Raw genomic sequence first — 24,640 nt, 5'->3', positions numbered from 1 at the left:
TTGAATCGCCCCCAGTTCCCTAGACACCTCACAGCCTTAAAATGAGGCAACTATTGGAGGTGTTATGACCCGTCAGCGTTATCCAGAAACATTCAAAATCGAAGCCGTTAAACAAATCACCGAGCGCGGGCGGCCGGTGGCTGACGTTGCACGTGCCATCGGGGTATCCAGCCACAGCCTGTATGCATGGCTCAAGCAGTACGGTAAGCCTGCTGACCAGCAGATAGAAGAGTCTGCCTTGCAAGCCGAGATCCGCCGCCTGAAAACTGAACTGCGCCAGGTCACCGAGGAGCGCAATATTCTAAAGGAGGCCGCCGCGTACTTTGCCAGCGAGTCAAGGAAAGGTACGCGTTCATAACCTCCCGACTCGACCGGTACAGTGTCGTTACCCTGTGCCAGACCCTGGGGGTTCACCGAAGTGGCTTCTACGCGTGGTTGAAACAGCCCACATCGCCACGACAGCAGGAGGACGAACGACTGACCGGATTGGTCAAGCAATCCTGGCTGGAAAGTGGTGCTGTCTACGGTTATCGCAAGATCCATCGCGACTTTCGTGGCGCAGGGGAAGCCTGCGGCAAGCACCGTGTGGCCAAATTAATGAAGCGGGAGGGACTGCGTTCGCAAACGGGCTATCAACGCCGCAAGGGGCATTATGGAGGCAAGAGCACGCAAGCTGCCCCAAACACGCTGGCACGTCAGTTTAAGGTGCCAGCCCCCAACATCACCTGGGTGACTGACATTACCTACATTCGCACTCAAGAAGGGTGGCTGTACCTGGCGGTGGTGCTCGACCTGTTCTCTCGCCAGATCGTCGGCTGGGCGATGAAGTCACGCATGACGGCAGACTTGGCGGTTGATGCGTTATTGATGGCCGTCTGGCGGCGCAAACCCAAGCAGCCGGTACTGGTGCATTCGGATCAGGGCAGCCAGTTTACCGGTGGTGAATGGCAAGACTTTCTGAAGGCCCACAACCTGAGTTGCAGCATGAGCCGACGGGGTAACTGTCACGACAACGCGGTCGCCGAGAGCTTCTTTCAGTTGCTCAAACGGGAGCGGATCAAGCGCAGGATTTACGCGACAAGAGACGAAGCCCGCAGCGATGTGTTTGATTATATCGAGATGTTTTACAACCCAATCAGGCGTCATGGTTCCAATGATGGGCTGTCGCCGGTAGAGTTTGAAAGGCAGTTTATTTTTCAGCAACAAAGTGTCTAGAAAACCAGGGGCGCTTCACTCGAAGAAGCTGGCCTTGTAGGCATTCGAGAAATCCAGATGGTGTTTACCAGTCTCGTACTCGAAGAGTCGCTTGGCGCGGATGGCTTCGGCTGCTCGCTGGGTTTCTTTGTTGTGGAGCCGCTGTGCTGGGGTACGCGGCTTGTCGTACAGGAAGAGATCCAGGGTCTCTCTGCTGCGTTTGTGCTTGCGGATGCCCGTGGTTGGGTCAAGGTAGGAGCCGGCGTAGTAGGTTAGGCGCAGAGCGCGCTTGCCTTCGGCGTCCGGTGCGCGGTATTCGATGCTGATCTTCATAAGTGTCCCCCAAAAGTACCCCAAGAGGTTACTTCGGGGTACTCTCGGGGTAAATTCTCACGAAACAAGATCAGGCAAGAATAGCCAGAAAAAAACAAAATCCAATATTTACAATTACTTATGTTCTCACTGGCTGCTTTTTATTGCTGATTTTTCACCACATTACTTCCCGATGCAGAAGCTGGAGAAGATGCGGCCCAGCAGATCGTCGGAGCTGAACTCGCCCGTGATTTCGGACAGGGACTCCTGGGCCAGGCGCAGCTCCTCGGCCACCAGTTCGCCAGCCACATAGACCTCAAGCTGCTCCCTGGCCACCAGCAGCCGCTCGGCGGCGCGCTCCAGGGCGTCCAGGTGGCGGCGGCGGGCCATGAAGCCCCCTTCGGTGTTGCCCTGGAAGCCCATGCAGGCTTTCAGGTGCTCGCGCAGGGCGGGCAGCCCCAGTTCGGTCTTGGCGGAGATGCGATAGACGGCATGGCCCTGCTCCTGGCTCGGTGCCAGATCCTCGCCGGTCAGGTCCGCCTTGTTGCGCACCACGGTGAGGCCGATGTTTTTTGGCAACCGATCAACGAATTCCGGCCAGATGTCGTGGGGGTCGACGGCATCCGTGGTGGTGCCGTCCACCATGAACAGCACCCGGTCGGCCTGTTCGATCTCGGCCCAGGCGCGCTCGATGCCGATCTGTTCCACCTTGTCCTGGGTATCGCGCAGGCCCGCGGTGTCGATGATGTGCAGCGGCATGCCATCCAGATGGATGTGCTCGCGCAGCACGTCGCGGGTGGTACCGGCGATCTCGGTGACGATGGCGGACTCGCGGCCTGCGAGGGCGTTGAGCAGGCTCGATTTGCCGGCGTTGGGGCGACCGGCGATCACCACCTTCATCCCCTCTCGCAGCAGGGCACCCTGCTTGGCCTCGCCGCGCACGTCGTCCAGCTCGGACATGATGGCGTAGAGGTCACCCGCCACCTTGCCGTCGGAGAGAAAGTCGATCTCTTCATCCGGGAAGTCGATGGCCGCTTCCACATAGATGCGCAGCCGGGTGAGGCTCTCCACCAACTGCTGAACCTTGCCGGAGAACTGCCCCTGCAGGGAGTGCATGGCGCTGCGGGCGGCCTGCTCGCTGGAGGCTTCGATGAGATCGGCGATGGCCTCGGCCTGGGCCAGATCCAGCTTGTCGTTGAGGAAGGCGCGCTCGCTGAACTCGCCCGGGCGGGCGGGGCGGATGCCGTCGATCTGCAGGATGCGGCGGATCAGCATGTCGAGAATGACGGGGCCACCATGGCCCTGCAGCTCCAGCACGTCTTCGCCAGTGAAGCTGTTGGGGGCCTTGAACAGCAGGGCGATGCCCTGATCCAGCGCCTGGCCCTGCTCGTCCCTGAACGGCAGATATTCGGCATAACGCACCCTGGGGAGCTTGCCGAGCACTATCTCGGCGACCCGCTCGGCGGCAGGGCCGGAGACGCGGACTATGCCGACGCCGCCACGGCCGGGGGCGGTGGCCTGGGCCACGATGGTATCTGTTGTCATCTTGCTTGACTCGCTGGTTGGCTGAATGAGTAAGAGGGTGGGGGACATTGTAATAAAAAAGGCGGCCCGAAGGCCGCCTCTTTTGTCATCAGGAAAGATGGGCTGCGCATCAGTTGCGTGAGTGCAGGCCTTTCTTCTCCAGCTGACGATAGATGATGGTCTGCTGGATGATGGAGATGACGTTGCTCACCAGCCAGTACAGAGTCAGACCTGCCGGGAACCAGAGGAACATGAAGGTGAAGATGATCGGCATGAACTGCATCACCTTCTGCTGCATCGGGTCCGTGATGGTGGTCGGGCTCATCTTCTGCAGATACCACATGGAGGCACCCATGAGGATTGGCAGCACGAAGAAGGGGTCCTTCACCGACAGGTCGGTGATCCACAGGGCGAACGGCGCGTGGCGCAGCTCGACAGACTCCATCAGTGCCCAGTAGAGGGCGATGAAGATGGGCATCTGAACCAGGATGGGCAGGCAGCCGCCCAGCGGGTTGACCTTCTCCTTCTTGTACAGCTCCATCATGCCCTGGGACATCTTCTGGCGATCGTCACCGAAGCGTTCCTTGAGCGCAGCCAGCTTGGGCTGGAGCATGCGCATCTTGGCCATGGAGGTGTACTGGGCCTTGGTCAGCGGGAACATGATGCCGCGCACCAGCAGGGTCAGCATGATGATGGCCAGACCCCAGTTCTGGACGAAACCGTGGAACACGGTCAGCAGCCAGTGCAGCGGTTGGGCGATGAACCAGAGCCAGCCGTAGTCGACAGTCAGATCCAGGTGGTTTGCCACCTTGGCCATCTGATCCTGCAGCTTGGGACCGATCCACAGCTTGCCGCTCACTTCGGCCTGCTGGCCGGCAGCGACGTCAACCAGAGGCGCCTTGTAGCCGATGATGGCCTGGTCCTTGCCCGGGATCACGCGGCTGTAGAAGCTGTTGGTGTCGTTGGCATTCGGAGCCCAGGCAGAGACGAAGTAGTGCTGCAGCATGGCGACCCAACCACCCTGGGTGGTCTTGTTCAGGTCGGCATCCTTCATCTCGTCGAAGGTGTACTTCTTGTAGCGGGAGTCTTCGCTGGAGAAGGCACCACCACGGTAGGCACTGGCCACCATGGCATGACCTTCCTGATCCTTCGGCGTGGTCATGGTCTGCTTCAGCTGACCGTAGAACTGTACCTGGACCGGCTCGGCAGACTTGTTGTCGATCTTGTAGTCGACGCCCACGGCGTAATCACCGCGCTTGAGCACGAACTCCTTGGTGAAGACCACGCCCTTGCTGTCGGTCCAGGTCATCGGAACGACGACTTGATCCTGACCATCGGCCAGCTGATAGCTGGTCTGGGCGGCTTCATAGGTGGGACGACCCTGGGCCTGGCTGTCCGGACCATCGCGACCGACCAGACCGCTCTGGGCCACATAGAGGTGGGCAGGCTGGCTGGTCAGCAGGGTGAACGGCTGTTCCTTGCCTTCTTCCAGCTTGTGGGCCAGCAGTTCGGCAGAGACGATGTCACCGCCCTGGGTGTCCAGGGTCAATTTGAGCACGTCGGAGGAGACGGTGATCAGCTTGCGCGCGGCGTTACCATTTGCTTGCTCGGAAACCTGAGGAATATCACCGGTCTGACCGGCTTCAGGTACGAAATGTTCGGTTTGGGCCACGGTAGTCGGGGCCGGCTTCGGAGCCTTGTCGGACTCCCACTGTTGCCAGAGCAAGAAGCTCACGAACAGCAAACCGATCAGGAGTAAATTGCGTTGTGATTCCATAGTCTTCAGTTTCTTCGCTTTGGTTGCGGAACCGGGTCATAACCACCCTCGGATAAGGGATGGCATTTTAATAGACGTTTGCTGGCTAACCAAACGCCTTTTATGAAACCGTGAAGTCGGATTGCTTCTATCGCAAATTGGGAACAAGTCGGGGTGAAACGGCAGCGCGGCCCGAGCAGGGGACTAATGATTAGCTGATACAGGCGTATCAGTTTGATTGCTACCCATTGCAACGGCGTGACAGAGTGCGCCATAGCTTTTCCAGTAACTTGAACAGCGCTTCGTTGTCCATCTCCTTCACGCCACCCTTGGCGATCACGACGATGTCGATAGCGGGCAGATTGGCTTGATTGAGGCGAAAACTTTCCCGAACCACTCGTTTTACACGGTTGCGCCAGACGGCACGCTTGAGCGCCTTTTTGGGCACGGCGAGGCCAAGACGGGGGTGTTCGAGGGAGTTGGGGCAAGCAAGAAGCGTAATTTGCGGAGAAGCGGCCCGGACAGGCTCGGCGAAAACGCGTTTGAAGTGTTCGGGAGTTAACAGACGTAACTCCCGAGAGAAGGTGTGCTGGGTAGGCATTAGACTACCAGGCGGGCACGACCCTTGGCACGACGAGCGGCCAGAACTTTGCGGCCGTTGGCAGTAGCCATGCGAGCGCGGAAACCGTGAGAGCGCTTGCGCTTCAGGTTGGACGGTTGAAAAGTACGTTTCATGATTCGATTCCGTATTTCTGTACAGTTTTGATTGTCACACTTAGCCGACGCGCCAGCTATAGCGTGTGACGACTAGCAAAAGAGGCCGAATTCTAAACAGAGTTCAGCTTCTCGTCAATCCGCCGTTCCTTTCCATCTCGCCCCGTTCGTCGACCGAGCGGGGTAATCTGGCAGGATCCGGAGGATCAAGGGCCCCGAATTATACTGGCAACCCGGGGTTAAACAAGGATCCCTCAAGAAAAAAGGCGGCCAGGCCGCCAAAGAGAGAGCTATTTAAGTACTTTGCGCAGGAACTCCCGGGTACGGGGATCCTGCGGATCGACCAATATCTGATCCGGCGGGCCCTGCTCCACGATCCGGCCTCCTTCCATGAAGATCACCCGATCGGCGACATCACGGGCAAACTCGATCTCGTGGGTCACCACAACCATGGTCTGGTGCTGGCGGGCGAGCTGCTTCATCAGGCCCAGCACCTCGTCGACCCACTCGGGATCGAGGGCGGAGGTGGGCTCGTCAAACAGGATCACCTTGGAGTGGGCCGCCATGGCCCGGCCGATGCCGACGCGCTGTTGCTGGCCGCCGGAGAGGGAGGCCGGGTAGGCATCCTGTTTCTCGGCGAGGCCGATGTCCTTGAGGATGCCCAGGGCAGTGGCACGAGCCTCCGCCTTCGGCTGCTTCCAGACGGTGATCAGCCCCTCGGCGATGTTGTCCAGCGCCGTCTTGTTGGCGAACAGGGCGTAGTTCTGGAACACGAAAGAGGCACGTTTGCGCAGTTCGATGGCCTGCTGGTCGCTGGCCTTGGCCAGATCCACGGCGAGGTCATCGATGACGAGCCGCCCTGCATCCGGGGTTTCCAGCAGGTTGAGGCAGCGCAGCAGAGTCGACTTGCCGGTACCGGAAGGACCGATGATGACGACAATCTCCCCCTTCTTTACCTCAAGATCGATGCCGTTGAGCACCTGATTTCCGTCATAGGCCTTGGAGAGACCCGTTAGGTTGATCATGACAGGCCTCCTTTAATAAGCACGGTTCAGCCGCACTTCCAGCAGATGCTGCAAGCGAGTGAAGAAGATGACCACCACCCAGTAGATCAGCGCCACCGCCATGAAGCTCTCGAAGAACTTGAAGGAGGAGGCCGCTTCCATCTGGGCCTTGCCCATGATCTCCGCCACTCCCAGGGTAAACGCCAGGGAGGTGCTCTTGATCATGTCGATGAAGTAGTTCATCAGCGACGGTGTCGCGATGCGGGCCGCCTGGGGCAGGATGATCCGCTGCATCGCCTGCAGCCGGCTCATGCCGATGCTGAGGGCGGCTTCCATCTGGCTCTTGTGGATGCCGAGAATGGCTGCCCGGATCGACTCGGCCATGTAGGCGGCAAAGTGCAGGGTCAGGCCGATGATGGCGGCGGTAAAGGCATCCATCCCCACGAAGATGGGGAAGAGCTGCGGCAGCCCGTAATAGAGCAGAAACAGCTGGACGAGCAGCGGTGTACCCCGGAAGAACGAGATATACAGCATCGCCAGCCAGTGAAGTGCGGGAACGCGAAACACCCGTACTATCGCCAGGATCAGCGACAGTACGAGTGCCAATACGAATCCCCACAGGGCCATTTCCATCGTGGTGCCCAGGTATTTGAGCAGGATGGGAAACAGCCCTAGCGTGTACTCGAGGTCAAATTCCATCATTTATTTGCTGGTGATGTCCGCTGCGAACCATTTTTCGGAGATTTTGGTCAGGGTGCCGTCTTTGCGCATGGCGGTGAGGGCATCGTCAACCTTTTTCAGCACTGCCTGCTTTTCCGGGGTCTTCAGGAAGGGCAGGGCGTTCTCGATGGTTTCGAACGGTGCACCGGCCTGTTGCAGCGGCAGCTTGGATTCCTTGATCAGCTGGGCGGTGGAGACGCGGTCCATCACGAAGGCGTCGATGCGGCCCAGGGCGACATCCTGCTCGAAGGCGGAGTCATAGGTACGGATATCGATCTTCTTGTTGGGGTCGTTCTTGCGCAGCAGCTCTTCGAAGTTGGAGCCCAGGTTGACGGCGACTTTCTTGCCTTCCAGATCCTTGATGCCGTGGATGGTGTTGTTGCCCTTGCGGACCACGATCTGGGCACCGTCATAGACATAGGGCTGGGAGAAGGCGTACTTGGCCTTGCGCTCGTCGGTGATGGTGATCTGGTTGGAGATGGTGTCGACGCGGCCGGTTTCCAGCATGCCGAACAAGCCGGAGAAGCTGGCGGTCACGAACTCGACCTTGTAGCCGGTGCGCTCACCGATCTGGTTCCACATGTCCACCTCGAAGCCCTGCAGCTTGTCCTGCTTGACGAAGGTGAACGGGAAATATTTGCCGGACATGCCGACCTTGATGGTTTCCTGGGCGATGGCCTGGCCGGACAGGCTGGCCAGCAGAATGGCGGCGCCGGAAATCAGCTTGATGGTGGTTTTCATGGGGATTCCTCTCTCTGTAGTGCTGTATTTTTAGTTGTAATCACGGGTTGGCGCTGATGTTATTGGAATAAAATATAAAAAATAAATGATATTTGGTTATATAAAATAACTATGGTCGCAGCGCGCCATTCTGTCCACATTGACGATATCCGGCTGTGGGTAACTTTGGGGATGAAATGGGATCCTGGGGCGTTGGATCCTTGAAAGTCAAGGATCTTATTTGCTGGATCCGTGCGGCAGCAACTGGAGATCCGGCCACTAAAAACGTAGAATAGCCGGTCTTTACTTAATCAATTGACGGGAGTCTAGAGTGACTGCTTCGCTATGGCAGCAGTGCCTTAACCGGCTGCAAGATGAGTTGCCCTCGGCAGAATTCAGCATGTGGATCCGGCCGCTTCAAGCGGAGTTGAGTGACAATACTCTGACCCTGTATGCACCGAACCGCTTTGTTCTGGACTGGGTACGCGACAAGTACCTGCTCCGGGTCAACGGCATCATCAACGAGCTGTGCGGAGCCGACGCTCCCACCCTGCGTTTTGATATCGGCAATCGCCCTCATCCCGTCGCGGTCGCCAGGGCGCCGGCCCGTGGTGTCGATCCTGTGAATAACTCTCCCAAGAGCTGGGAAAACAAGGCCGAAAACAAGCCCGAGCCAAACCACAAGAGCAACACCAACGTGAACTATACCTTCGAGAATTTCGTCGAGGGTAAGTCCAACCAGCTGGCCCGTGCGGCCGCCCGTCAGGTGGCCGACAATCCGGGTGGTGCCTACAACCCGCTGTTCCTCTATGGCGGCACTGGCCTTGGCAAGACCCACCTGCTGCACGCCGTTGGCAATGCCATCAAGGATCGCAAGAAAGACGCCAAAGTCATCTACATGCACTCCGAACGGTTCGTGCAGGACATGGTGAAGGCGCTGCAGAATAACGCCATTGAAGAGTTCAAGCGTTATTACCGTAGCGTCGATGCCCTGCTCATCGATGACATCCAGTTTTTCGCCAACAAGGAGCGCTCCCAGGAGGAGTTCTTCCACACCTTCAATGCCCTGCTTGAAGGCAACCAGCAGATCATTCTGACCTCGGACCGTTATCCGAAAGAGATCAACGGGGTGGAAGATCGTCTCAAGTCCCGCTTCGGCTGGGGACTCACGGTGGCGATCGAGCCGCCGGAGCTGGAGACCCGGGTTGCCATCTTGATGCGCAAGGCGGACGAGAACCAGATCCACCTGCCGGATGAAGTGGCCTTCTTTATCGCCAAACGGCTGCGCTCCAACGTCCGTGAACTGGAAGGTGCCCTCAACCGGGTGATCGCCAATGCCAACTTCACCGGCCGCGCCATCAACATCGACTTCGTGCGCGAGGCGCTGCGCGATCTCCTGGCCCTGCAGGAGAAGCTGGTCACCATCGACAACATCCAGAAGACGGTGGCGGAGTATTACAAGATCAAGCTGGCGGATCTGCTCTCCAAGCGTCGCTCCCGCTCCGTTGCCCGCCCGCGCCAGCTGGCGATGGCGCTGGCCAAGGAGCTGACCAACCACAGCTTGCCTGAGATAGGGGATGCCTTTGGTGGCCGTGACCACACCACGGTTCTTCATGCCTGCCGCAAGATCGAGCAGCTGAAGGAAGAGAGTCACGACATCAAGGAAGACTATTCCAACCTGATCCGTACCCTTTCTTCCTGATAACGGAACGGAGTGCACAGATGCAGATTGCATGTTCCAGCCTGATCCGAATCCTTTCCTCCCAATAACAACGGAGAGCACAGATGCAGCTCGAAATTAGCCGTGAGGCCCTGTTACGTCCCCTGCAACTGGTGTCCGGTGCCCTGGGTGGCCGGCCGACCCTGCCCATCCTCGGCAACGTCCTGCTCGATGTCAGCAATGGCCTGCTGTCGCTGACCGGGACCGATCTCGAGGTGGAGATGATCGGACAGGTCTATCTCAACAGCGACAGCCAGGATGGCCGCACCACAGTGCCGGCGCGCAAGCTGCTGGACATCTGTCGCGGTCTGCCGGAGGGGGCGGAGATCCGCCTCAGCACCGAGGGAGAGCGCCTCATCATCCGTTCCGGCCGCTCCCGCTTCAACCTGTCGACCCTGCCGGCGACCGAATACCCGAACATCGAGGATTGGGAATCCGTGCTCGAGTTCGACATCAGCCAGCTGGAGCTGAAAAAACTCATCGACGCGACCCAGTTCTCCATGGCGAGCCAGGACGTGCGCTACTACCTGAACGGCATGCTGTTCGAGAGCGAAGGACACGGCCTGCGTACCGTGGCGACGGACGGTCACCGGCTGGCCACCTGCCGCCGCGAAGTGGTAACGGAATCGCTGCCCGACCATCAGGTTATCCTGCCACGCAAAGGGGTGCTGGAACTGGTGCGCCTGCTGGAAGCGGAAGACAAGCCGGTGCGGCTGCAAGTGGGTCGCAGCAACCTGCGCGCGGCCCTGGATGGCTTCATCTTCACCTCCAAGCTGGTGGATGGCCGTTTCCCGGACTGGCGCCGCGTCATCCCGAGAGGGAGCGACAAGGCCCTGATCGCCGGTCGCGAGGATCTGCGCCAGGCCTTTGCCCGTGCCGCCATCCTCTCCAACGAGAAATTCCGTGGGGTGCGTCTCAATCTGCAGGAAAACCTGCTGCGCATCACCGCCAACAACCCGGAACAGGAAGAAGCCGAAGAGCTGCTTGACGTACAATACGCCGCTGGCGAGATGGAGATCGGCTTCAACGTCTCCTATGTGCTGGACGTGTTGAATACGTTAAAATGTGACCAAATCCGGATCAGCCTGAGCGATTCCATCAGCAGCGCCATTATTGAGGATTTTGAGAACCAAGATGCCCAGTATGTGGTGATGCCGATGCGGATCTAGTCGTGTCCCTGGTCAAACTCCAGCTCAGCGACTTTCGCAATATTCAGCACGCCAGTCTCGCGCTGTCTCCCGGCCTCAATATCCTGGTCGGGAGCAACGGCAGCGGCAAGACCAGCGTGCTGGAAGCCATTCATTACCTTGGTCTCGGCCGCTCGTTTCGTACCCATTTGACCGGGCGGGTCATCCGCCAGGGCGAGCGGGCCTTTACCCTGTTTGCCCAGTGCGAGCTGGAGGGGCGTCAGGTGCCCATCGGGCTTGCCAAGGACAAGGGGGGCGAAACCCAGCTCAAGATCGCCGGTGCCCAGGCCCAGCGCCTGGCCGATCTGGCGGAGCTGTTGCCGGTACAGTTGATCCACCCCGATGGTTTCAGCCTGCTGACCGGTGGGCCCCAGGCCCGCCGTGCCTGGCTCGACTGGGGTGTTTTCCATCAGGAGCCGACCTTCTTCTCCCTCTGGGGGCGGGTGCGTCGGCTGCTGAAGCAGCGCAATGCCTTGCTGCGCCAGAGCACCCAGTATCGTCAACTGGCGTTCTGGGATCAGGAGCTGGTGCGACTGGGTGGCGAGCTGGCGGGTTTTCGCGCCAGTTATTGTCAGGCCATTACGCCCCTGATCAAGGAGATGACGGCAGATTTTCTGCCGGAGTTCGATATCAGTCTTGGATTCTATCGAGGCTGGGAAAAAGACACTCCCCTCGATGCATTGCTGGAGGCGGGGTTCGAACGGGATCGTTCGCTGGGGTACACTGGGGTCGGTCCGCAGAAGGCGGACGTGCGGCTCAAGGCGAACGGCGTGCCCGCGCAGGATATTTTGTCCAGGGGTCAGCTGAAGTTGCTGGTCTGTGCCATGCGGCTGGCCCAAGGGCTCTATTTGAATCAACATAGCAGCCGCGGCTGTATTTTTTTAATTGATGATTTTGCCTCTGAACTGGATGTCGACAAACGTCGTCTGCTGGCCGCAAGGCTGAAGCAGTGCGCGTCCCAGGTGTTCATCACCGCCATCGATACCGGTCAGCTCGCAGACATGATGGATGCGAGTGACTGCAAGCTGTTCCACGTGGAACAAGGCAAGATCTCCGAAACGTTAGAGAAGGCAGAGAGTAAGCTATGAGTGAAAATACTTACGACTCCTCGAATATCAAGGTGCTCAAGGGCCTGGATGCGGTCCGCAAGCGCCCGGGGATGTATATCGGCGATACGGACGATGGATCGGGCCTGCACCACATGGTGTTCGAGGTCGTCGACAACTCCATCGACGAGGCTCTGGCTGGCTACTGCTCCGATATCCAGGTCAAGATCCATTCCGACGGCTCCGTCTCCGTGCGCGACAACGGTCGCGGCATACCGGTGGACATCCACCCGGAAGAGGGCCGCTCCGCCGCCGAAGTCATCATGACCGTGCTGCACGCCGGCGGCAAATTCGATGACAACTCCTACAAGGTGTCCGGCGGTCTGCACGGTGTAGGCGTCTCCGTGGTGAACGCGCTTTCCGACAAGCTGCTGCTGACCATCCGCCGCAACGGTCATGTTTACGAGCAGACCTATCACCTGGGCGAGCCGCAGGCACCCCTCAAGCAGATTGGTGACAGCACCGGCACCGGGACCGAAGTTCGCTTCTGGCCGAGCCCGACCATCTTCAGCGACACCCTGTTCCACTACGAGATCCTGGCCAAGCGTCTGCGCGAGCTCTCCTTCCTCAACTCCGGCGTCTCCATCCGTCTGATGGACGAGCGTGACGGCCGCGAGGCGCACTTCTGCTACGAAGGGGGCATCAAGGCCTTCGTCGAGTACCTGAACCAGAACAAGACCCCGATCCATCCCAAGGTGTTCCACTTCACCACTGAGCAGGACGGCATCGGTGTCGAAGTCGCCATGCAGTGGAACGACGCCTATCAGGAAGGGGTCTACTGCTTCACCAACAACATTCCGCAGCGGGATGGTGGCACCCACCTGGTGGGCTTCCGTACCGCGTTGACCCGGACGCTGAACAACTACATGGACAAGGAGGACTACAGCAAGAAGGCCAAGTCCGCCGCCAGTGGTGACGATGTCCGTGAAGGTCTGATTGCCGTTATCTCCGTCAAGGTGCCTGACCCTAAGTTCTCCTCCCAGACCAAGGACAAGCTGGTCTCGTCCGAGGTGAAGACCGCCGTGGAACAGGCGATGGGCGAGAAGCTGGCAGACTTCCTGCTGGAGAACCCGGGCGACGCCAAGATCGTGGTCAACAAGATCATCGATGCGGCCCGTGCCCGCGAAGCGGCCCGCAAGGCCCGCGAACTGACCCGCCGCAAGGGCGCGCTGGATATCGCCGGTCTGCCCGGCAAGCTGGCGGACTGTCAGGAAAAAGACCCGGCGCTCTCCGAACTCTACATCGTGGAAGGGGACTCTGCTGGCGGCTCCGCCAAGCAGGGTCGCAACCGGAAGAACCAGGCCATCCTGCCCCTCAAGGGTAAAATCCTTAACGTGGAGAAGGCCCGTTTCGACAAGATGATCTCCTCCCAGGAGGTGGGTACCCTGATCACCGCTCTGGGCTGTGGCATCGGTCGTGACGAGTACAACCCGGACAAGCTGCGCTATCACAACATCATCATCATGACGGATGCGGACGTCGATGGTGCGCACATCCGTACCCTGCTGCTGACTTTCTTCTATCGTCAGATGCCGGAAATCATCGAGCGTGGCTATGTCTTTATCGCCCAGCCGCCGCTCTACAAGGTGAAGAAGGGCAAGCAGGAGCAGTACCTGAAAGACGAAGACGCATTGTTGCAGTACCAGACCGCCATGGCGCTGGACGGTGCGACCCTGCACGTCAACGAGTCTGCCCCGGCCATCGGTGGCGAGGCGCTGGAGCGTCTGGTCAACCAGCATCGCTCCGTGACTCACCTCATCACCCGCATGTCCCGCCGCGCGCCGGAAGCCGTGCTGACCCAGCTGATCTATCAGCCTGAGTTGAACGAAACCCTGCTGGCCAGCGAGAGCGATCTGCAGACCTGGTGCCAGAGCATGGAAGCCGTGCTCAACGAGAGCAACCACGGTATCCAGTACCAGATGCAGGTACGCCGCGACGAGGAGCGCAGCCTGTTCGTGCCCCACGCCGTGGTACGCCAGCACGGGGTCGACCGTGAATATCCGCTGAGCTATGACTTCCTGCAATCCTCCGAGTACCGTCAGCTGGTCTCCCTGGGCAAGGAGATCGCCAACCTGATCGAGGAAGGCGGTTACATCAAGCGTGGCGAGAAGGTGAAGCCGGTCGCCAGCTTCGTTGAAGCGGTCGAGTGGCTGATGGGCGAAGGCAAGCGTGGCATCTACATCCAGCGCTATAAAGGGCTGGGGGAGATGAACCCGGAGCAGCTGTGGGAAACCACCATGGATCCGGAAGCTCGTCGCATGCTGCGTGTCACCATCGACGACGCGGTCGGCGCAGACCAGCTCTTCTCCACCCTGATGGGTGACGCCGTAGAGCCCCGTCGCGACTTCATCGAGACCAACGCCCTGCGGGTTGCCAACCTCGACGTCTAATCAGACGGTCCGACAACCATCAAAAGCCGCTCCTCGTGAGCGGCTTTTTGTTTGCTGGGGCAAGGAAGAGGGCGCGTTCCACGTGAAACATGAGGGACCTAGACTCTGTCACCACGAAAGGTGCGGCGCCACTCCCGCGGCGACACCCCGAAGCGGGCGCGAAAGTGCTTGCGCAATATGGTGGCAGACCCGAGCCCCACCAGTTCGGCGATGCGTTCCACGGTGTGGGAGCTGGACTCCAGCAGCGTCTGGCTGCGGTGCAGGCGCTCCGCCATCAGCCACTCCCCGAGGGAGAGACCGGTGGCGAGCTGGAAGCGGCGGCTAAAGGTGCGTCGGCTCATCATGCAATGTTCCGCCAGGCTGTCCAGGGTGTGGGGCGCGGCCAGGTGCAGGCGCAGGTGATCGAACAGCTGGTTGATCCTGGCATCCCGGGTGGTGGCGGGTACCGGCAGCTCGATGAACTGGGCCTGGCCACCCTCCCGGTGGGGAGGCACCACCAGCCGCCTGGCCAGCTTGTTGGCAATCTGGCTGCCGTGATGCTGGCGAACCAGATAGAGGCAGCAGTCCAGGCTGGCGGCGGTGCCAGCCGAGGTGATGAGTCCGTCGTCGTCGACGTAGAGGGCATTGGTATCGAGCCGCACCCGGGGGAAGCGCTGGACGAACTCCTGTTCAAATTCCCAGTGGGTGGCGGCACCGCGCCCGTCCAGCAGGCCGGCATAGGCCAGCACATAGGTGCCGAGACAGAGCCCCACGATCTGGGCTCCCCTGATCCGGGCGGCAACCAGGGCATCGAGCAAGGGTTGGGCGGGGCGCTCGGCCGGATCGCGCCAGAAGGGGATGATGATGATATCCGCCTCCAGCAGGCCCTCCAGGCCATAGTCGGCCTCCATGCGAAAGCCCTGGGAGGAGGCGGGTTGCCGCGTGTCATCCCCGGCGCAGAGTCTCAGCTCGAACAACGACTGGCCCGGCATCATCTTGTCGCCAAAGATGAGGCAGGGCACCGAGCAGTGAAAGGGGCTGAAGCGATCGAAGGTGATGACGGCGACGATAAGGGGACGGGGCATGGTGGCAGACTCCTTTGCACTCGGATCCCCATCATACGGGGCCGCAACAGAAAGCCGAAGAGCCATGTGGTGCCCGGCCTCTCGCTCAGAGCACCATGGTGTCGCCATCCTCGGGCACCCTTACCCGGGCGGCCATCCCCTGGCTGTCCAGGTAGTCGCGCAGCTCCCGCCGGGACAGCAGGGCATGATTGACCGCCTCCATGTGGCTGGCGATCAGGGTGGCCTGCGGGGCGGCCTGATAGACGGCGGCCACATCCTCCTTGCCCATGATGATTGCGCCCAGACCCGTCACCTGGGCATCACCGCAGTTGAGGACAACGACCTCGGGTTGGTGCCGGTGCAGCGCTTGTTCAACCTGGGCATTCCAGACGGTGTCGCCGGCCAGATAGAGGGTCTTTTCGGCGGGATGGGAGAAGACCACTCCGCTGACCTCGCCAAGGCGATCCCCCAGCAGGGCCATGATGGTATCGCTGCCGTGCCGGCCTTCCGTCTGTTGCAGGCGGATGCCGGCGAACTCGCCGACCTCGCCCAGCAGGCGCACATCCTCGAAGCCGCATCCCCTCATGGTGTCGGCATCTTTCTGATGCTGCACGAACAGGGGAAGGTGCCTGGGGATCTTCGCTTTCGCGACATCGTCCCAGTGATCCAGATGGTCATGGGTGACAATCACCGCATCCACCTCCAGCAGGGTCGCCATGGGCAGCGGCAGCTCGACCAAGGGGTTGCGAAGATGGCTGTTGGCCATGCCTTCGAAGCCGGGGTAGCTCCCCTTGGGGGCCAGCATGGGGTCGATGAGGAAGCGGGTTCCTGCGTAGTGGATGAGCAGGGTGGCGTTGCGAACCTGGGTAATCTTCATGACGTGCTCCGGTTTCTCGTTGGGGACACGGCCAGTATGGAGGGATGAGGGACGGATCATGAGTGGCCCGCAGGCCTATTATCGATCTAATCGGGCCATTTTTGATGGCCTGCATTTCTTTTGTTTTTACCCCTTGAAAGCCAAATGTTGGCCCCTATATAGATAACAAGGCCGGAACGCTCGACAGAGGTTTCGACCAGGCGCCCGTCCATCAGGAGGGCAAACAATCCGTTATCGCTCACAAGAGGGTAATACTATGCGTTCTATCGACTTTTCTCCGCTCTATCGTTCTGCCATCGGTTTCGATCGTCTGGCCACTCTCATCGAATCTGCCGCCAGCAATGGCAATGCCGGATATCCCCCCTACAACATCGAGCAGCTGGGTGACAGCGACTACCGCATCAGCATGGCGGTGGCGGGCTTTACCCAGGAAGAGCTGGAGCTGAGCTTCCAGGAAAATCTGCTGACGGTGAAGGGCAGCAAGCAGGCCGATACCGAGCGCAACTACCTCTACCAAGGCATTGCCGAACGCGGCTTCGAGCGTCGCTTCCAGCTGGCCGACTACGTGCGGGTGAAGGGGGCCGACCTCAAGAACGGTCTGCTGCACATCGACCTGGTGCGCGAAGTGCCCGAGGCGATGAAGCCCCGCAAGATCGAGATCAACGGCTGACAGCCTGACCTCGTCGCATTGCTGATGTTTCCCGGGTGCCGATGGCGGGCCCGTGGAGAGTAAACCCTGTTGCTTTATAGAAGGATAGGATCATGCGTAACCTCGATTTTTCTCATCTCTATTCCAATGCCGTCGGCTTCGAGCGGATGGCCCGCGAGCTGGAAGGCCTGTTCGATCAGAAGACCTCGGCCTACCCCCCGTACAACATCGAGAAGCGGGATCACGACAGCTACCTCATCACGGTTGCCGTGGCCGGTTTCGATCGCAATGAGCTGGAGCTGGAGACCGAAAACGGTACCCTCAAGGTGAAGGGGCGCAAGGTCGCCACCATGGGCGAGCGCCAGTTCCTCCATCAGGGGATCGCCGAGCGGGACTTCGAGCTCGCCTTCAAGCTGAGCCAGCACGTGGAAGTGCAGGGGGCCAGGCTGGAGCACGGCCTGCTGACCATAGAGCTGGCCCGGGAGCTGCCGGAAGCGCTCAAGCCCCGCGCCATCCCCATCGGCAAACCCGATCAGCTGGCACTGCCCGGTTAAACAACATCGCTGACCACCTGATAGAAAAGAGGCCTGCATCTGCAGGCCTCTTTTTTCATGCCGAAGGGGGAATCAACCGGCGTAGAGGGCGTTGATCTCGTCGGCCAGGATGGCGATGCCACGACGCACCAGATCTTCGCTCTGGGCATAGTTGAGGCGGATGCACTCCTGGCTGTGGCGCCACTCGGGGTCGTCGATGCCGGGGAAGAAGTAGTGGCCGGGCACGATCAGCAGGTTCTTCGCCTTCAGTCGCTCATACAGCTCCTGGCAGTGGATCGGCAGGTCTTCGAACCAGAGCCAGAGGAAGAGGGCACCCTCCGGCTTGTGGATGTTGAAGCGCGGATCCGGAATGGCCTCGCGCAGCAGCTGGACCGCGAAGGTGGCTTTCTGCTGGTAGAAGGGTTTCACCACCTGTTCGCTCAGGGTGATGATGTCACCGTTCTCGATCATCGGAATGGTGATGGCCGGACCCAGGCTGCCCGGTGCCAGATTGATGATGCCGCTCAGGTTGGTGATGGCCCGGATGATCTTCTCGTCGGCGATGACGATGCCGCAACGGGTGCCAGGCAGGCCGAGCTTGGAGAGGCTCATGCAGAGGATGGTGTTGGCGTTCCAGAACGGCTTGGCGTCGCTGAAGATGATGCCGGGGAAGGGCACGCCGTAGGCATTGTCGATGAGGAGCGGGATCCCCTTGTCACGGGCGATCTGATCGAGGTGCTCGATCTCCTCGTCGGTGAGCACGTTGCCGGTGGGGTTGGTCGGCCGGGAGACACAGATCACCCCGATGTCGTCGCCCACCTGCAGGCTCTCGAAATCCACGTGGTATTTGAACTGGCCGTCGGGCAGCTTCTCGATGGTGGGCTTGTAGGCGACGAAATGATCGTCCGAGAGGGCCGAGTCGGCATAGCCGATGTACTCGGGGGCGAGCGGGAACAGCACCTTCTTCTTGCGACCGTCGGCGAACTCGCCGGCCAGCAGGTTGAACAGATAGAAGAAGGCGTTCTGGCTGCCGTTGGTCAGGGCGATGTTGCGGGCGGAGATCTCCCAGCCCAGCTCCTTGCTGAGCAGGGCGGCCAGCGCCCTGGTAAACCTGTCCTTGCCCTGGGGGCCATCGTAGTTGGCCATGGCCTTGATCAGTTCGCCGTTGTCGAGCAGGGTATTGGCCTCGGCCTGAAAGCGTTCCAGCATGGCGGGGATGGGGGCCGGATTGCCGCCTCCCAGCATGATGGCGTCGGGATTCAGCAGCCCTTGATTGAGGTCGTCCATGAGTTGGGTAATACCGGCGTGGCGAGTGAACTTCTCGCCGAACAAGGAGAATTCCATTCGGTGGCAAATCCAGAGTCAGTTAAGGGGGGAGCTAGCACCATAGCTCACTTCAAAAGCGGGTGTCGATCAAAAAAACGGGGCGTTTCACGTGGAACAGGGTTGCCATGATGGAGGTGGTAAAAAAAACCATTTATAGGTTTTAAAATAACCAACATTCGATTCAGGAAGGGGGGTGGCAGCATCAAAAAATTATTTATATCAATAAAATCATGCTGTTATAAATCTGGCACAACTATTGGAATAGTTATGTGGTCATCTCAACCACACCGGAGCACGCCAGATGAAGATCCTGATCGCTACCCTGATTGCCAGCAGCCTGAGCCTGAATGCCATGGCCGCCGAGAACCCGAGACCCGAGCTGGACAGCGCCGCCCTGCAGCAGGAGATGCTGGCCTTGCAGCAGCAGGCTTCCCATGACGTGGTGGCAGAGGCCATTCAAAACCTCAAGCCGCTGGCCCTGGAGACCCTGGTGGTGGAGGCGAGTTCGGCCGATGCGACTCATCCCGAGAGTTGAGGTAGCGCAAGGGGGTCTGCCCCGTGTGCTGCCTGAAGAAGGAGATGAAGGCGCTGTCGCTGGCGAACTCCAGCGCAGCGGCCACCCGGCTGATGGGCTCGGCTTCGGCCAGCAGTTCCATGGCCCGCAGCAGTCGCCACTGCTGGCGCCAGGCCTGGTAGCTCATGCCGGTCTCCCGCATGAAGATGCGGCCTATGGTCTTGTCACTGGCACCCACCCGTTCGGCCAGCCGGTTGAGCCGATCGGGCAGGGTGTCACCCCGCTTTAACTCCTGCAGCCAGCCGGTCAGACGCCCGTCTGACGGCAGCGGCAACTGCCAGGATTCCCGCGGCGCTTGCGCCAGCTCTTCTTTCAATAATGCCAGTGTGCAGGTTTGCTCTGCTTCCGGCTTGTCCCAGGGCCAGAGCGCCATCCGTTCGATGATCTCCCGCAGCAGCGGGTTGACCGCCAGCACCGCCATCTCGTTTGGCAACGCGGGCTCCGGCTGGAAGTAGAGGGAGCGATAGGCCACTACCCCGCGCATCAACACCCGATGGGGCAGGCCTGCTGGCAACCAGGCCGCTCGCGTCGGCGGCAGCAGGCAGACCTGATCGTCCAGCTCTATGGTCATGCAGCCTGCCTGGGCGAACAGCAGCTGGTGGCGCTGGTGCTGATGGCGGCCGGAGTCGTGCCAGCCGAGGGCGGCGGCAATACCGATGGCGCTGCCATCGTGCTGGTCCGGATCAAAGGGGTGATCGGGAAGAATAAAGGCCATGTGTCCGATTCTTGCTGTTTATAGTCCGCCTTATTGTAATCGGACATGTTATCCCTCTCTAGAATGGCGACCTCTTGTGAAGGAGGTGTGTCATGAACAACAGGTTGCCACCGCGCTGGCTGGTGGTCGGATTGATGATGTTTCCCCAGATGGTGGAGACCATCTACAGCCCGGTGCTGACCCATATCGCCACTGAGTTTCGGGTGAGCGAGGGGCAGGCGTCCCAGACCCTGTCGGTCTATTTTCTGGCGTTTGCGGCGGGCGTGGTCTGCTGGGGCAGGTTGTGCGATCTCATCGGGCGGCGTCCCGCCATGCTGGCGGGGTTGCTGACCTATGGCGCCGGCACCCTGCTGGCGTTGCTGGCCACTCAATTTGAAACCCTGCTGCTGGCCCGGGTCATCGCGGCCTTCGGCGCCGCCGTGGGTTCCGTGGTGACCCAGACCATGCTGCGCGACAGCTATCAGGGCAGCGATCTGGCGCGGGTCTTTTCGGTGATGGGCATCGCGCTCTCCCTGAGTCCTGTGCTGGGGCTGGTGAGCGGTGGCCTGCTTGCTGATGGCTTGGGTTATCTCGGGGTATTCGGCGCCCTGCTGGCGCTGGCAATCGGCTTGTTGCTGATGGCTTGCTGGCAACTGCCGGAAACCTGCCCGGCCACCACCCAAAGGGTCGCACTCTGGCCGCTGGCCTGCCGGATGGTGCGTGATACCGGCTTGTGGCGCAGCGCTGCCCTGGTCGCCCTGTTCAACACCATGCTGTTCGGCTACTACAGCCTGGCGCCGTTTCTGTTTGCCAGTCTGGGGTTGAGCGCGGGCGAGTTTGGTTACTCCGGCATCGTGCTGGCGCTGGCGACCCTGGTGGGCAGCCTGCTCAACAAGCGTCTGCTGGGCCGTGGCTGGACGCCTGCCTCGTTAATACGGCTCGCCGCCGTGCTGGCGCTGGGTTCGGGTTGGCTGGTGTGGGCCAGTCAGGCATCGCTCTGGTTTCTGCTGCCCATGACGGGAGTGGTGGTCGCGTTCGGGCTGGCTATCCCCAATGTGCTGAGCCAGGCACTGCTGGCCTATCGGGAGGTGGCGGGCAGTGCCGGGGCCCTGTTCGGGCTCGGTTACTACCTGTTGCTCAGCCTGGGATTGGCGGTTGCCGCCAGCTTGCAGGATCTCGGGCTGCTGCTCGGGGGATGCGGTCTGCTGGCATTTTGCTGCGGTTGGCGTCGTTCCACGTGAAACATCAGCTGCCGATAAAGCGGTAGCCGATGCCGGCTTCAGTTTCGATCAGGGTGGGTTGCTGGGGGTTATCTCCCAGCTTCTTGCGCAGGCTGGCGATGACGATGCGCAGGTAGTGAGTGTCCTCCTTGTGGCTTGGCCCCCAGATGTCGATGAGCAGCTGGGTCTGTTGCACCAGCTTGCCGGGGTGGCACACCAGCGCCTGCAACAGGGCGAACTCCTTGCGGGAGAGGGGGATCTCCTCGCCCTGCAGGGTCACTTTGTGGCTGCTGCTGTCCAGGGTCAGGCCACAGTGGGGGAAGTGGCGGCATTCGCCGCTGGTGGCACCGACTCGCTGGCGCAGCAGCACCCGGATACGGGCCATCATCTCCCCGACGCCGAACGGCTTGCTCATGTAGTCGTTGGCCCCCGCATCCAGCAGCCGCACCTTCTCCTGCTCCGAGTCCCGCGCCGAGAGCACCAGAACGGGATTGGCGTGATGCTCGCGGATGGCGTGCAGGATCTGCATGCCATCACCGTCCGGCAGGCCCAGATCCAGGATCACCAGGTCGGGGTTGAGGTGGCGATACTGCGCCATCCCCTCGGTGACGCCGACCGCCTCACTCACCTGATGTCCTTCGGCGATCAGGCTGATCCGCAAAAAACGGCGGATGGCCGCCTCGTCGTCGATGACCAGTATGTGAGCCATTCAGCCTCCCGTTTGCTGATTGAAAAGGGCGGCGACCATCAGGCCGCCGGTGCGTTGAGGGCCAGCGGCAGGGAGATGCGCATGCAGGTGCCGTTGCCGTTGGGGCCGGCGAATGCCCAGATGCGGCCGCCGTGGACCTCTATCATAGCGCGGGAAATGGCGAGGCCAAGCCCGGTGCCGCGGCTGCCGCAGTCACCGACCGGCTGGGTGTAGAACAGATTGAAGATCTTGTCCCGATCCGACTCGGCGATGCCGACCCCGATATCGATGATGTCGATGATGAGGTCGGGGTCCGCCAGCATCACCTTGAACTCGATGGGGGTGCCGGCCGGTGAGTAGCGGGAGGCGTTGTCGAGGATGTTGACCAGCACCTGCTCGATCAGGGCGCCGTGCACATAGAGCCGGGGGATCTGCTGATCGAAGTGCACCAGCAGCTTGTGCTGGCGCCAGGAGGAGTCGAGCCGGCGGCGGGCGCTTTCCACCAGGTCCGCCAGGTCGACCCAATCCCGTTTCAGCTGGAAATCCGGTGAACCGATGCGGGTCATGTCCAGCAGGTTCTGCACATAGCCGTGCAGGCGGCGCGCCTCGTCCTGCACCGAGTGCAGCAGTTCGATGCGGTCCTCCGCACTTATCCGGTCCCCGTATTCCAGCAGGGTGCTGCCAGCCCCCATGATGGTGGCCAGCGGCGTCTTCAGGTCGTGGGAGACCGAGGAGAGCAGGGCCGCGCGCATCCGGTCGGTCTCCGCCTGCAACTGGCTGTCGGCCAGCCGCTCGTTGAGATCGATCCGCGCCAGGGCGGCGCGGATATCGGTGAGCAGGGCCTGTAGCTGGTGCTCGGCGGCGGAGGTGAGCGGGCTGGCCAGCCGGATGCCCAGCACCAGGTCATCGCCGAGGTGATGATACTGGGCCTCGGCGGCGTTGAGGGTGGCGGTATGGGCACCGGCACTCTGTTTCTGGGCCAGGCACCAGTCAATGGCGGCCTTGTCTGTCTGGCCCGGCCCGGTCTGGGTGTCACCGGCCCGGTACTGGTAATCCCCATCGAGCGCGAACACGGGCTGCCCAAGGGCGAGGGCGATGGCCTGGGTTCCCTGTCTCAGCACGTCCACCGGGCTGCTGGCGGTGGCCAGCCCCTGGCTCAGGGAGAGCAGGGCGTTACCGAGCTGCTGGGTCTCGCGCAGACTGACCAGTTGCTGACGCTGGCGGGAGGCGAGGCGCCCGGCCGCGATGCCGACGATGAGCAGCACGAACAGGGTGAGCAGGTCGCTGTGGCTGGCCACGCTCAGGGAGAAGTAGGGGAAGGTGAACAGCAGATTGTGGCCGACGAAGCCCAGCACGGCGGCCAGGATGGCGGGGACCAGGCTGGTGGTGAGCGCGGTGGCCAGCACCCCCAGCACGAACAGCATGGGCAGGGAGGCGGGGGGCAGCCAGTGGGAGAGGGCCCAGACCACGGCCGAGGTCCCCCCCATGATGGCCACCGCGAGCAGGCTCTGGCGAAGCTCACCCGGGCCTGCCGTAGGTAGGGTCAGGCCGGGCTTGCGCTTCTCGGTATCCACCAGCGTGATCTCGAATCCCTGCGCCTGTTTGAGCAGGTGCTGTACCAGGGATCGACGCCAGGGCGGGTTGCGGGATTTGCCGAGCAGCAATTGGGAGACCTGCTGCTGTTCGGCGGTTTCCAGCAGGGCATCGGCCACGGCCGGGCTGGAGAGGGTCAGCACCCTGGCCCCCAGTTGGGAGGCGAGGGCCAGCGCCTGCTCCAGCTCGGGGGAGCGTTGCCCCTTGCTGTCGATGTGCACCACCAGCCAGGGTAGTTGCCTGCGCTGGGCGAAGCGGTGGCCGTAACGCACCAGAGCGGCGCCGTGCTCATCCCCGATGCAGACCATCAGTTTGCCCCGCAGCGGCAGTGTGGTCTTGCCGGCGGCCTGCCACTGCAACTGCAGATCCCCCTCCACGTGGCTGGCGGCGGTCTGCATTGCCAGCTCCCGCAGGGCGGTCAGGTTGTTGAGGGAGAAGAAGGACTGCAGGGCGGCCTTGGCCTGATGGGGCACATAGACCTTGCCCTCTTTGAGGCGGCCGAGCAGCTCCTTGGGGGGGAGGTCGATCAGTACCAGGCTGTCGGCCTCCAGCAGCACCTGATCCGGCAGGGTCTCCTTGACCCTGACCCCGGTCAGCTGCCACACCAGATCGTTGAGGCTCTCCAGGTGCTGCACGTTGAGGGTGGTGTAGACATCGATGCCGGCACCGAGCAACTCCTCCACATCCTGCCAGCGCTTCTCGTGGCGGCTGCCGGGGGCGTTGCTGTGGGCCAGCTCGTCCACCACGGCGATGGCAGGCTTGCGCTCAAGCAGGCCATCGAGGTCCATCTCTTCCAGCCGCTGTTGACGGTGAGAGTAGAGTTGGCGCGGCTGGATGGGCAGTTTGTCCAGCAGGGCCAGGGTCTCCTGGCGACCGTGGGTCTCCACCACCCCGATCAGGATGTCGACTCCCTCTCTGGCCTGCTCCCGCACCGCCTGCAGCATGGCGTAGGTCTTGCCGACGCCGGGGGCCGCGCCGAGAAACACCTTCAGCTTGCCCCTGTGCTCCTGCTCCAGGCTCGCCAGCAGGGCGTCCGCCCTCACCTCATCACGCATCCCCGTGCTCCCGTTGCATCGGCCGAACCGCGGCCGTGACC

General features: G+C 61.1%; 24 protein-coding genes. 9 read left to right on the top strand and 15 right to left on the bottom strand.

Features of this window, described 5'->3' with window-relative positions; genetic code table 11:
- Positions 1–64 precede the first annotated feature (64 nt).
- Positions 65–1,215 (top strand): IS3 family transposase gene (locus AB5Y47_RS13495; protein ID WP_102948979.1). Its coding sequence is split into 2 segments (ribosomal slippage): positions 65–302 and positions 302–1,215, totalling 1,152 coding nucleotides; the frame shifts between segments, so codons are not numbered across the junction.
- A gap of 15 nt (positions 1,216–1,230) precedes the next feature.
- Here the strand turns inward: AB5Y47_RS13495 and AB5Y47_RS13490 are convergent.
- The 9 genes from AB5Y47_RS13490 to AB5Y47_RS13450 all read right to left on the bottom strand — a co-directional run bounded on the left by AB5Y47_RS13490 (position 1,231) and on the right by AB5Y47_RS13450 (position 7,965).
- Positions 1,231–1,527: a hypothetical protein gene (locus AB5Y47_RS13490; protein ID WP_049637215.1), complete on the bottom strand. Its 297-nt coding sequence runs from the start codon at positions 1,525–1,527 to the stop codon at positions 1,231–1,233.
- Between the two features lie 162 nt (positions 1,528–1,689).
- On the bottom strand, positions 1,690–3,051 hold the full coding sequence (gene mnmE, locus AB5Y47_RS13485) for a tRNA uridine-5-carboxymethylaminomethyl(34) synthesis GTPase MnmE (protein ID WP_010672278.1): 1,362 nt from the start codon (positions 3,049–3,051) through the stop codon (positions 1,690–1,692).
- A gap of 109 nt (positions 3,052–3,160) precedes the next feature.
- Positions 3,161–4,807 (bottom strand): membrane protein insertase YidC, encoded by a 1,647-nt coding sequence (gene yidC / locus AB5Y47_RS13480; RefSeq protein ID WP_041214180.1) that lies wholly within the window; start codon positions 4,805–4,807, stop codon positions 3,161–3,163.
- Between the two features lie 5 nt (positions 4,808–4,812).
- Positions 4,813–5,061: a membrane protein insertion efficiency factor YidD gene (gene yidD / locus AB5Y47_RS13475; RefSeq protein WP_010672280.1), complete on the bottom strand. Its 249-nt coding sequence runs from the start codon at positions 5,059–5,061 to the stop codon at positions 4,813–4,815.
- Positions 5,028–5,387 carry a ribonuclease P protein component gene (gene rnpA / locus AB5Y47_RS13470; protein ID WP_010672281.1) on the bottom strand — a complete coding sequence of 120 codons (360 nt, stop codon included), beginning with the start codon at positions 5,385–5,387 and terminating at the stop codon, positions 5,028–5,030. The genes yidD and rnpA overlap by 34 nt, the downstream gene beginning before the upstream one ends.
- Positions 5,387–5,521 carry a 50S ribosomal protein L34 gene (rpmH, locus tag AB5Y47_RS13465; protein ID WP_005307156.1) on the bottom strand — a complete coding sequence of 45 codons (135 nt, stop codon included), beginning with the start codon at positions 5,519–5,521 and terminating at the stop codon, positions 5,387–5,389. The genes rnpA and rpmH overlap by 1 nt, the downstream gene beginning before the upstream one ends.
- Positions 5,522–5,790: 269 nt before the next feature.
- Positions 5,791–6,525, bottom strand: a complete 735-nt coding sequence (locus AB5Y47_RS13460) for an amino acid ABC transporter ATP-binding protein (protein WP_010672282.1) — start codon at positions 6,523–6,525, stop codon at positions 5,791–5,793.
- Between the two features lie 12 nt (positions 6,526–6,537).
- Positions 6,538–7,206 (bottom strand): amino acid ABC transporter permease, encoded by a 669-nt coding sequence (locus tag AB5Y47_RS13455; RefSeq protein WP_010672283.1) that lies wholly within the window; start codon positions 7,204–7,206, stop codon positions 6,538–6,540.
- Complete coding sequence (locus AB5Y47_RS13450; protein ID WP_010672284.1) at positions 7,207–7,965, bottom strand: amino acid ABC transporter substrate-binding protein; 759 nt, start codon at positions 7,963–7,965, stop codon at positions 7,207–7,209.
- A gap of 310 nt (positions 7,966–8,275) precedes the next feature.
- On the opposite strand from AB5Y47_RS13450, the gene dnaA reads away from it, so the two are divergent.
- The 4 genes from dnaA to gyrB all read left to right on the top strand — a co-directional run bounded on the left by dnaA (position 8,276) and on the right by gyrB (position 14,347).
- Positions 8,276–9,646, top strand: a complete 1,371-nt coding sequence (gene dnaA, locus AB5Y47_RS13445) for a chromosomal replication initiator protein DnaA (protein WP_039040645.1) — start codon at positions 8,276–8,278, stop codon at positions 9,644–9,646.
- Between the two features lie 83 nt (positions 9,647–9,729).
- The gene (gene dnaN, locus AB5Y47_RS13440; protein ID WP_041212068.1) at positions 9,730–10,833 is read left to right on the top strand and encodes a DNA polymerase III subunit beta; all 1,104 of its coding nucleotides are present in this window, start codon (positions 9,730–9,732) and stop codon (positions 10,831–10,833) included.
- 2 nt (positions 10,834–10,835) lie between these two features.
- Positions 10,836–11,939, top strand: a complete 1,104-nt coding sequence (gene recF, locus AB5Y47_RS13435) for a DNA replication/repair protein RecF (protein WP_010672287.1) — start codon at positions 10,836–10,838, stop codon at positions 11,937–11,939.
- Positions 11,936–14,347 (top strand): DNA topoisomerase (ATP-hydrolyzing) subunit B, encoded by a 2,412-nt coding sequence (gene gyrB, locus AB5Y47_RS13430; protein WP_010672288.1) that lies wholly within the window; start codon positions 11,936–11,938, stop codon positions 14,345–14,347. The genes recF and gyrB overlap by 4 nt, the downstream gene beginning before the upstream one ends.
- A 98-nt stretch (positions 14,348–14,445) precedes the next feature.
- Here the strand turns inward: gyrB and AB5Y47_RS13425 are convergent, their stop codons facing one another.
- Positions 14,446–15,411 carry a GlxA family transcriptional regulator gene (locus AB5Y47_RS13425; RefSeq protein WP_180911302.1) on the bottom strand — a complete coding sequence of 322 codons (966 nt, stop codon included), beginning with the start codon at positions 15,409–15,411 and terminating at the stop codon, positions 14,446–14,448.
- 85 nt (positions 15,412–15,496) lie between these two features.
- On the bottom strand, positions 15,497–16,267 hold the full coding sequence (locus tag AB5Y47_RS13420; RefSeq protein ID WP_124244155.1) for an MBL fold metallo-hydrolase: 771 nt from the start codon (positions 16,265–16,267) through the stop codon (positions 15,497–15,499).
- A 256-nt stretch (positions 16,268–16,523) separates the two neighbouring features.
- On the opposite strand from AB5Y47_RS13420, the gene AB5Y47_RS13415 reads away from it, so the two are divergent.
- Both AB5Y47_RS13415 and AB5Y47_RS13410 read left to right on the top strand, forming a co-directional pair.
- Complete coding sequence (locus AB5Y47_RS13415) at positions 16,524–16,937, top strand: Hsp20 family protein (protein ID WP_010672291.1); 414 nt, start codon at positions 16,524–16,526, stop codon at positions 16,935–16,937.
- Between the two features lie 92 nt (positions 16,938–17,029).
- Positions 17,030–17,470, top strand: coding sequence for an Hsp20 family protein (locus AB5Y47_RS13410; protein ID WP_010672292.1), 441 nt, complete (start codon positions 17,030–17,032; stop codon positions 17,468–17,470).
- Between the two features lie 72 nt (positions 17,471–17,542).
- On the opposite strand, the gene AB5Y47_RS13405 is transcribed toward AB5Y47_RS13410, so the two are convergent.
- Positions 17,543–18,793, bottom strand: coding sequence for a valine--pyruvate transaminase (locus tag AB5Y47_RS13405; protein ID WP_368220305.1), 1,251 nt, complete (start codon positions 18,791–18,793; stop codon positions 17,543–17,545).
- A gap of 283 nt (positions 18,794–19,076) precedes the next feature.
- Here AB5Y47_RS13405 and AB5Y47_RS13400 point away from each other — a divergent pair, with 283 nt between their 5' ends.
- Positions 19,077–19,310 carry a hypothetical protein gene (locus AB5Y47_RS13400; protein ID WP_041212072.1) on the top strand — a complete coding sequence of 78 codons (234 nt, stop codon included), beginning with the start codon at positions 19,077–19,079 and terminating at the stop codon, positions 19,308–19,310.
- Here the strand turns inward: AB5Y47_RS13400 and AB5Y47_RS13395 are convergent.
- Positions 19,240–20,064 (bottom strand): helix-turn-helix transcriptional regulator, encoded by an 825-nt coding sequence (locus tag AB5Y47_RS13395; RefSeq protein ID WP_368220304.1) that lies wholly within the window; start codon positions 20,062–20,064, stop codon positions 19,240–19,242. The two genes, AB5Y47_RS13400 and AB5Y47_RS13395, sit on opposite strands and share 71 nt — an antisense overlap.
- 92 nt (positions 20,065–20,156) lie before the next feature.
- Between AB5Y47_RS13395 and AB5Y47_RS13390 the strand changes: the two genes are divergently transcribed.
- Positions 20,157–21,284, top strand: coding sequence for a multidrug effflux MFS transporter (locus AB5Y47_RS13390; protein WP_368220303.1), 1,128 nt, complete (start codon positions 20,157–20,159; stop codon positions 21,282–21,284).
- Positions 21,285–21,288: 4 nt separating this feature from the next.
- On the opposite strand, the gene AB5Y47_RS13385 is transcribed toward AB5Y47_RS13390, so the two are convergent.
- A complete protein-coding gene (locus tag AB5Y47_RS13385; protein ID WP_201970148.1) occupies positions 21,289–21,972 on the bottom strand; it encodes a response regulator in 684 nt (227 codons plus the stop codon).
- A gap of 38 nt (positions 21,973–22,010) precedes the next feature.
- A complete protein-coding gene (locus AB5Y47_RS13380) occupies positions 22,011–24,599 on the bottom strand; it encodes a sensor histidine kinase KdpD (RefSeq protein WP_319896717.1) in 2,589 nt (862 codons plus the stop codon).
- Between the last annotated feature and the right edge of the window lie 41 nt (positions 24,600–24,640).

Source organism: Aeromonas sp. R7-2, from assembly GCF_040908105.1.
GTDB classification, from domain to species: Bacteria; Pseudomonadota; Gammaproteobacteria; order Enterobacterales; family Aeromonadaceae; genus Aeromonas; species Aeromonas caviae.
The sequence above is the reverse complement of the archived record's forward strand: the minus strand, read 5'-3'. Positions and strand labels throughout refer to the sequence as shown.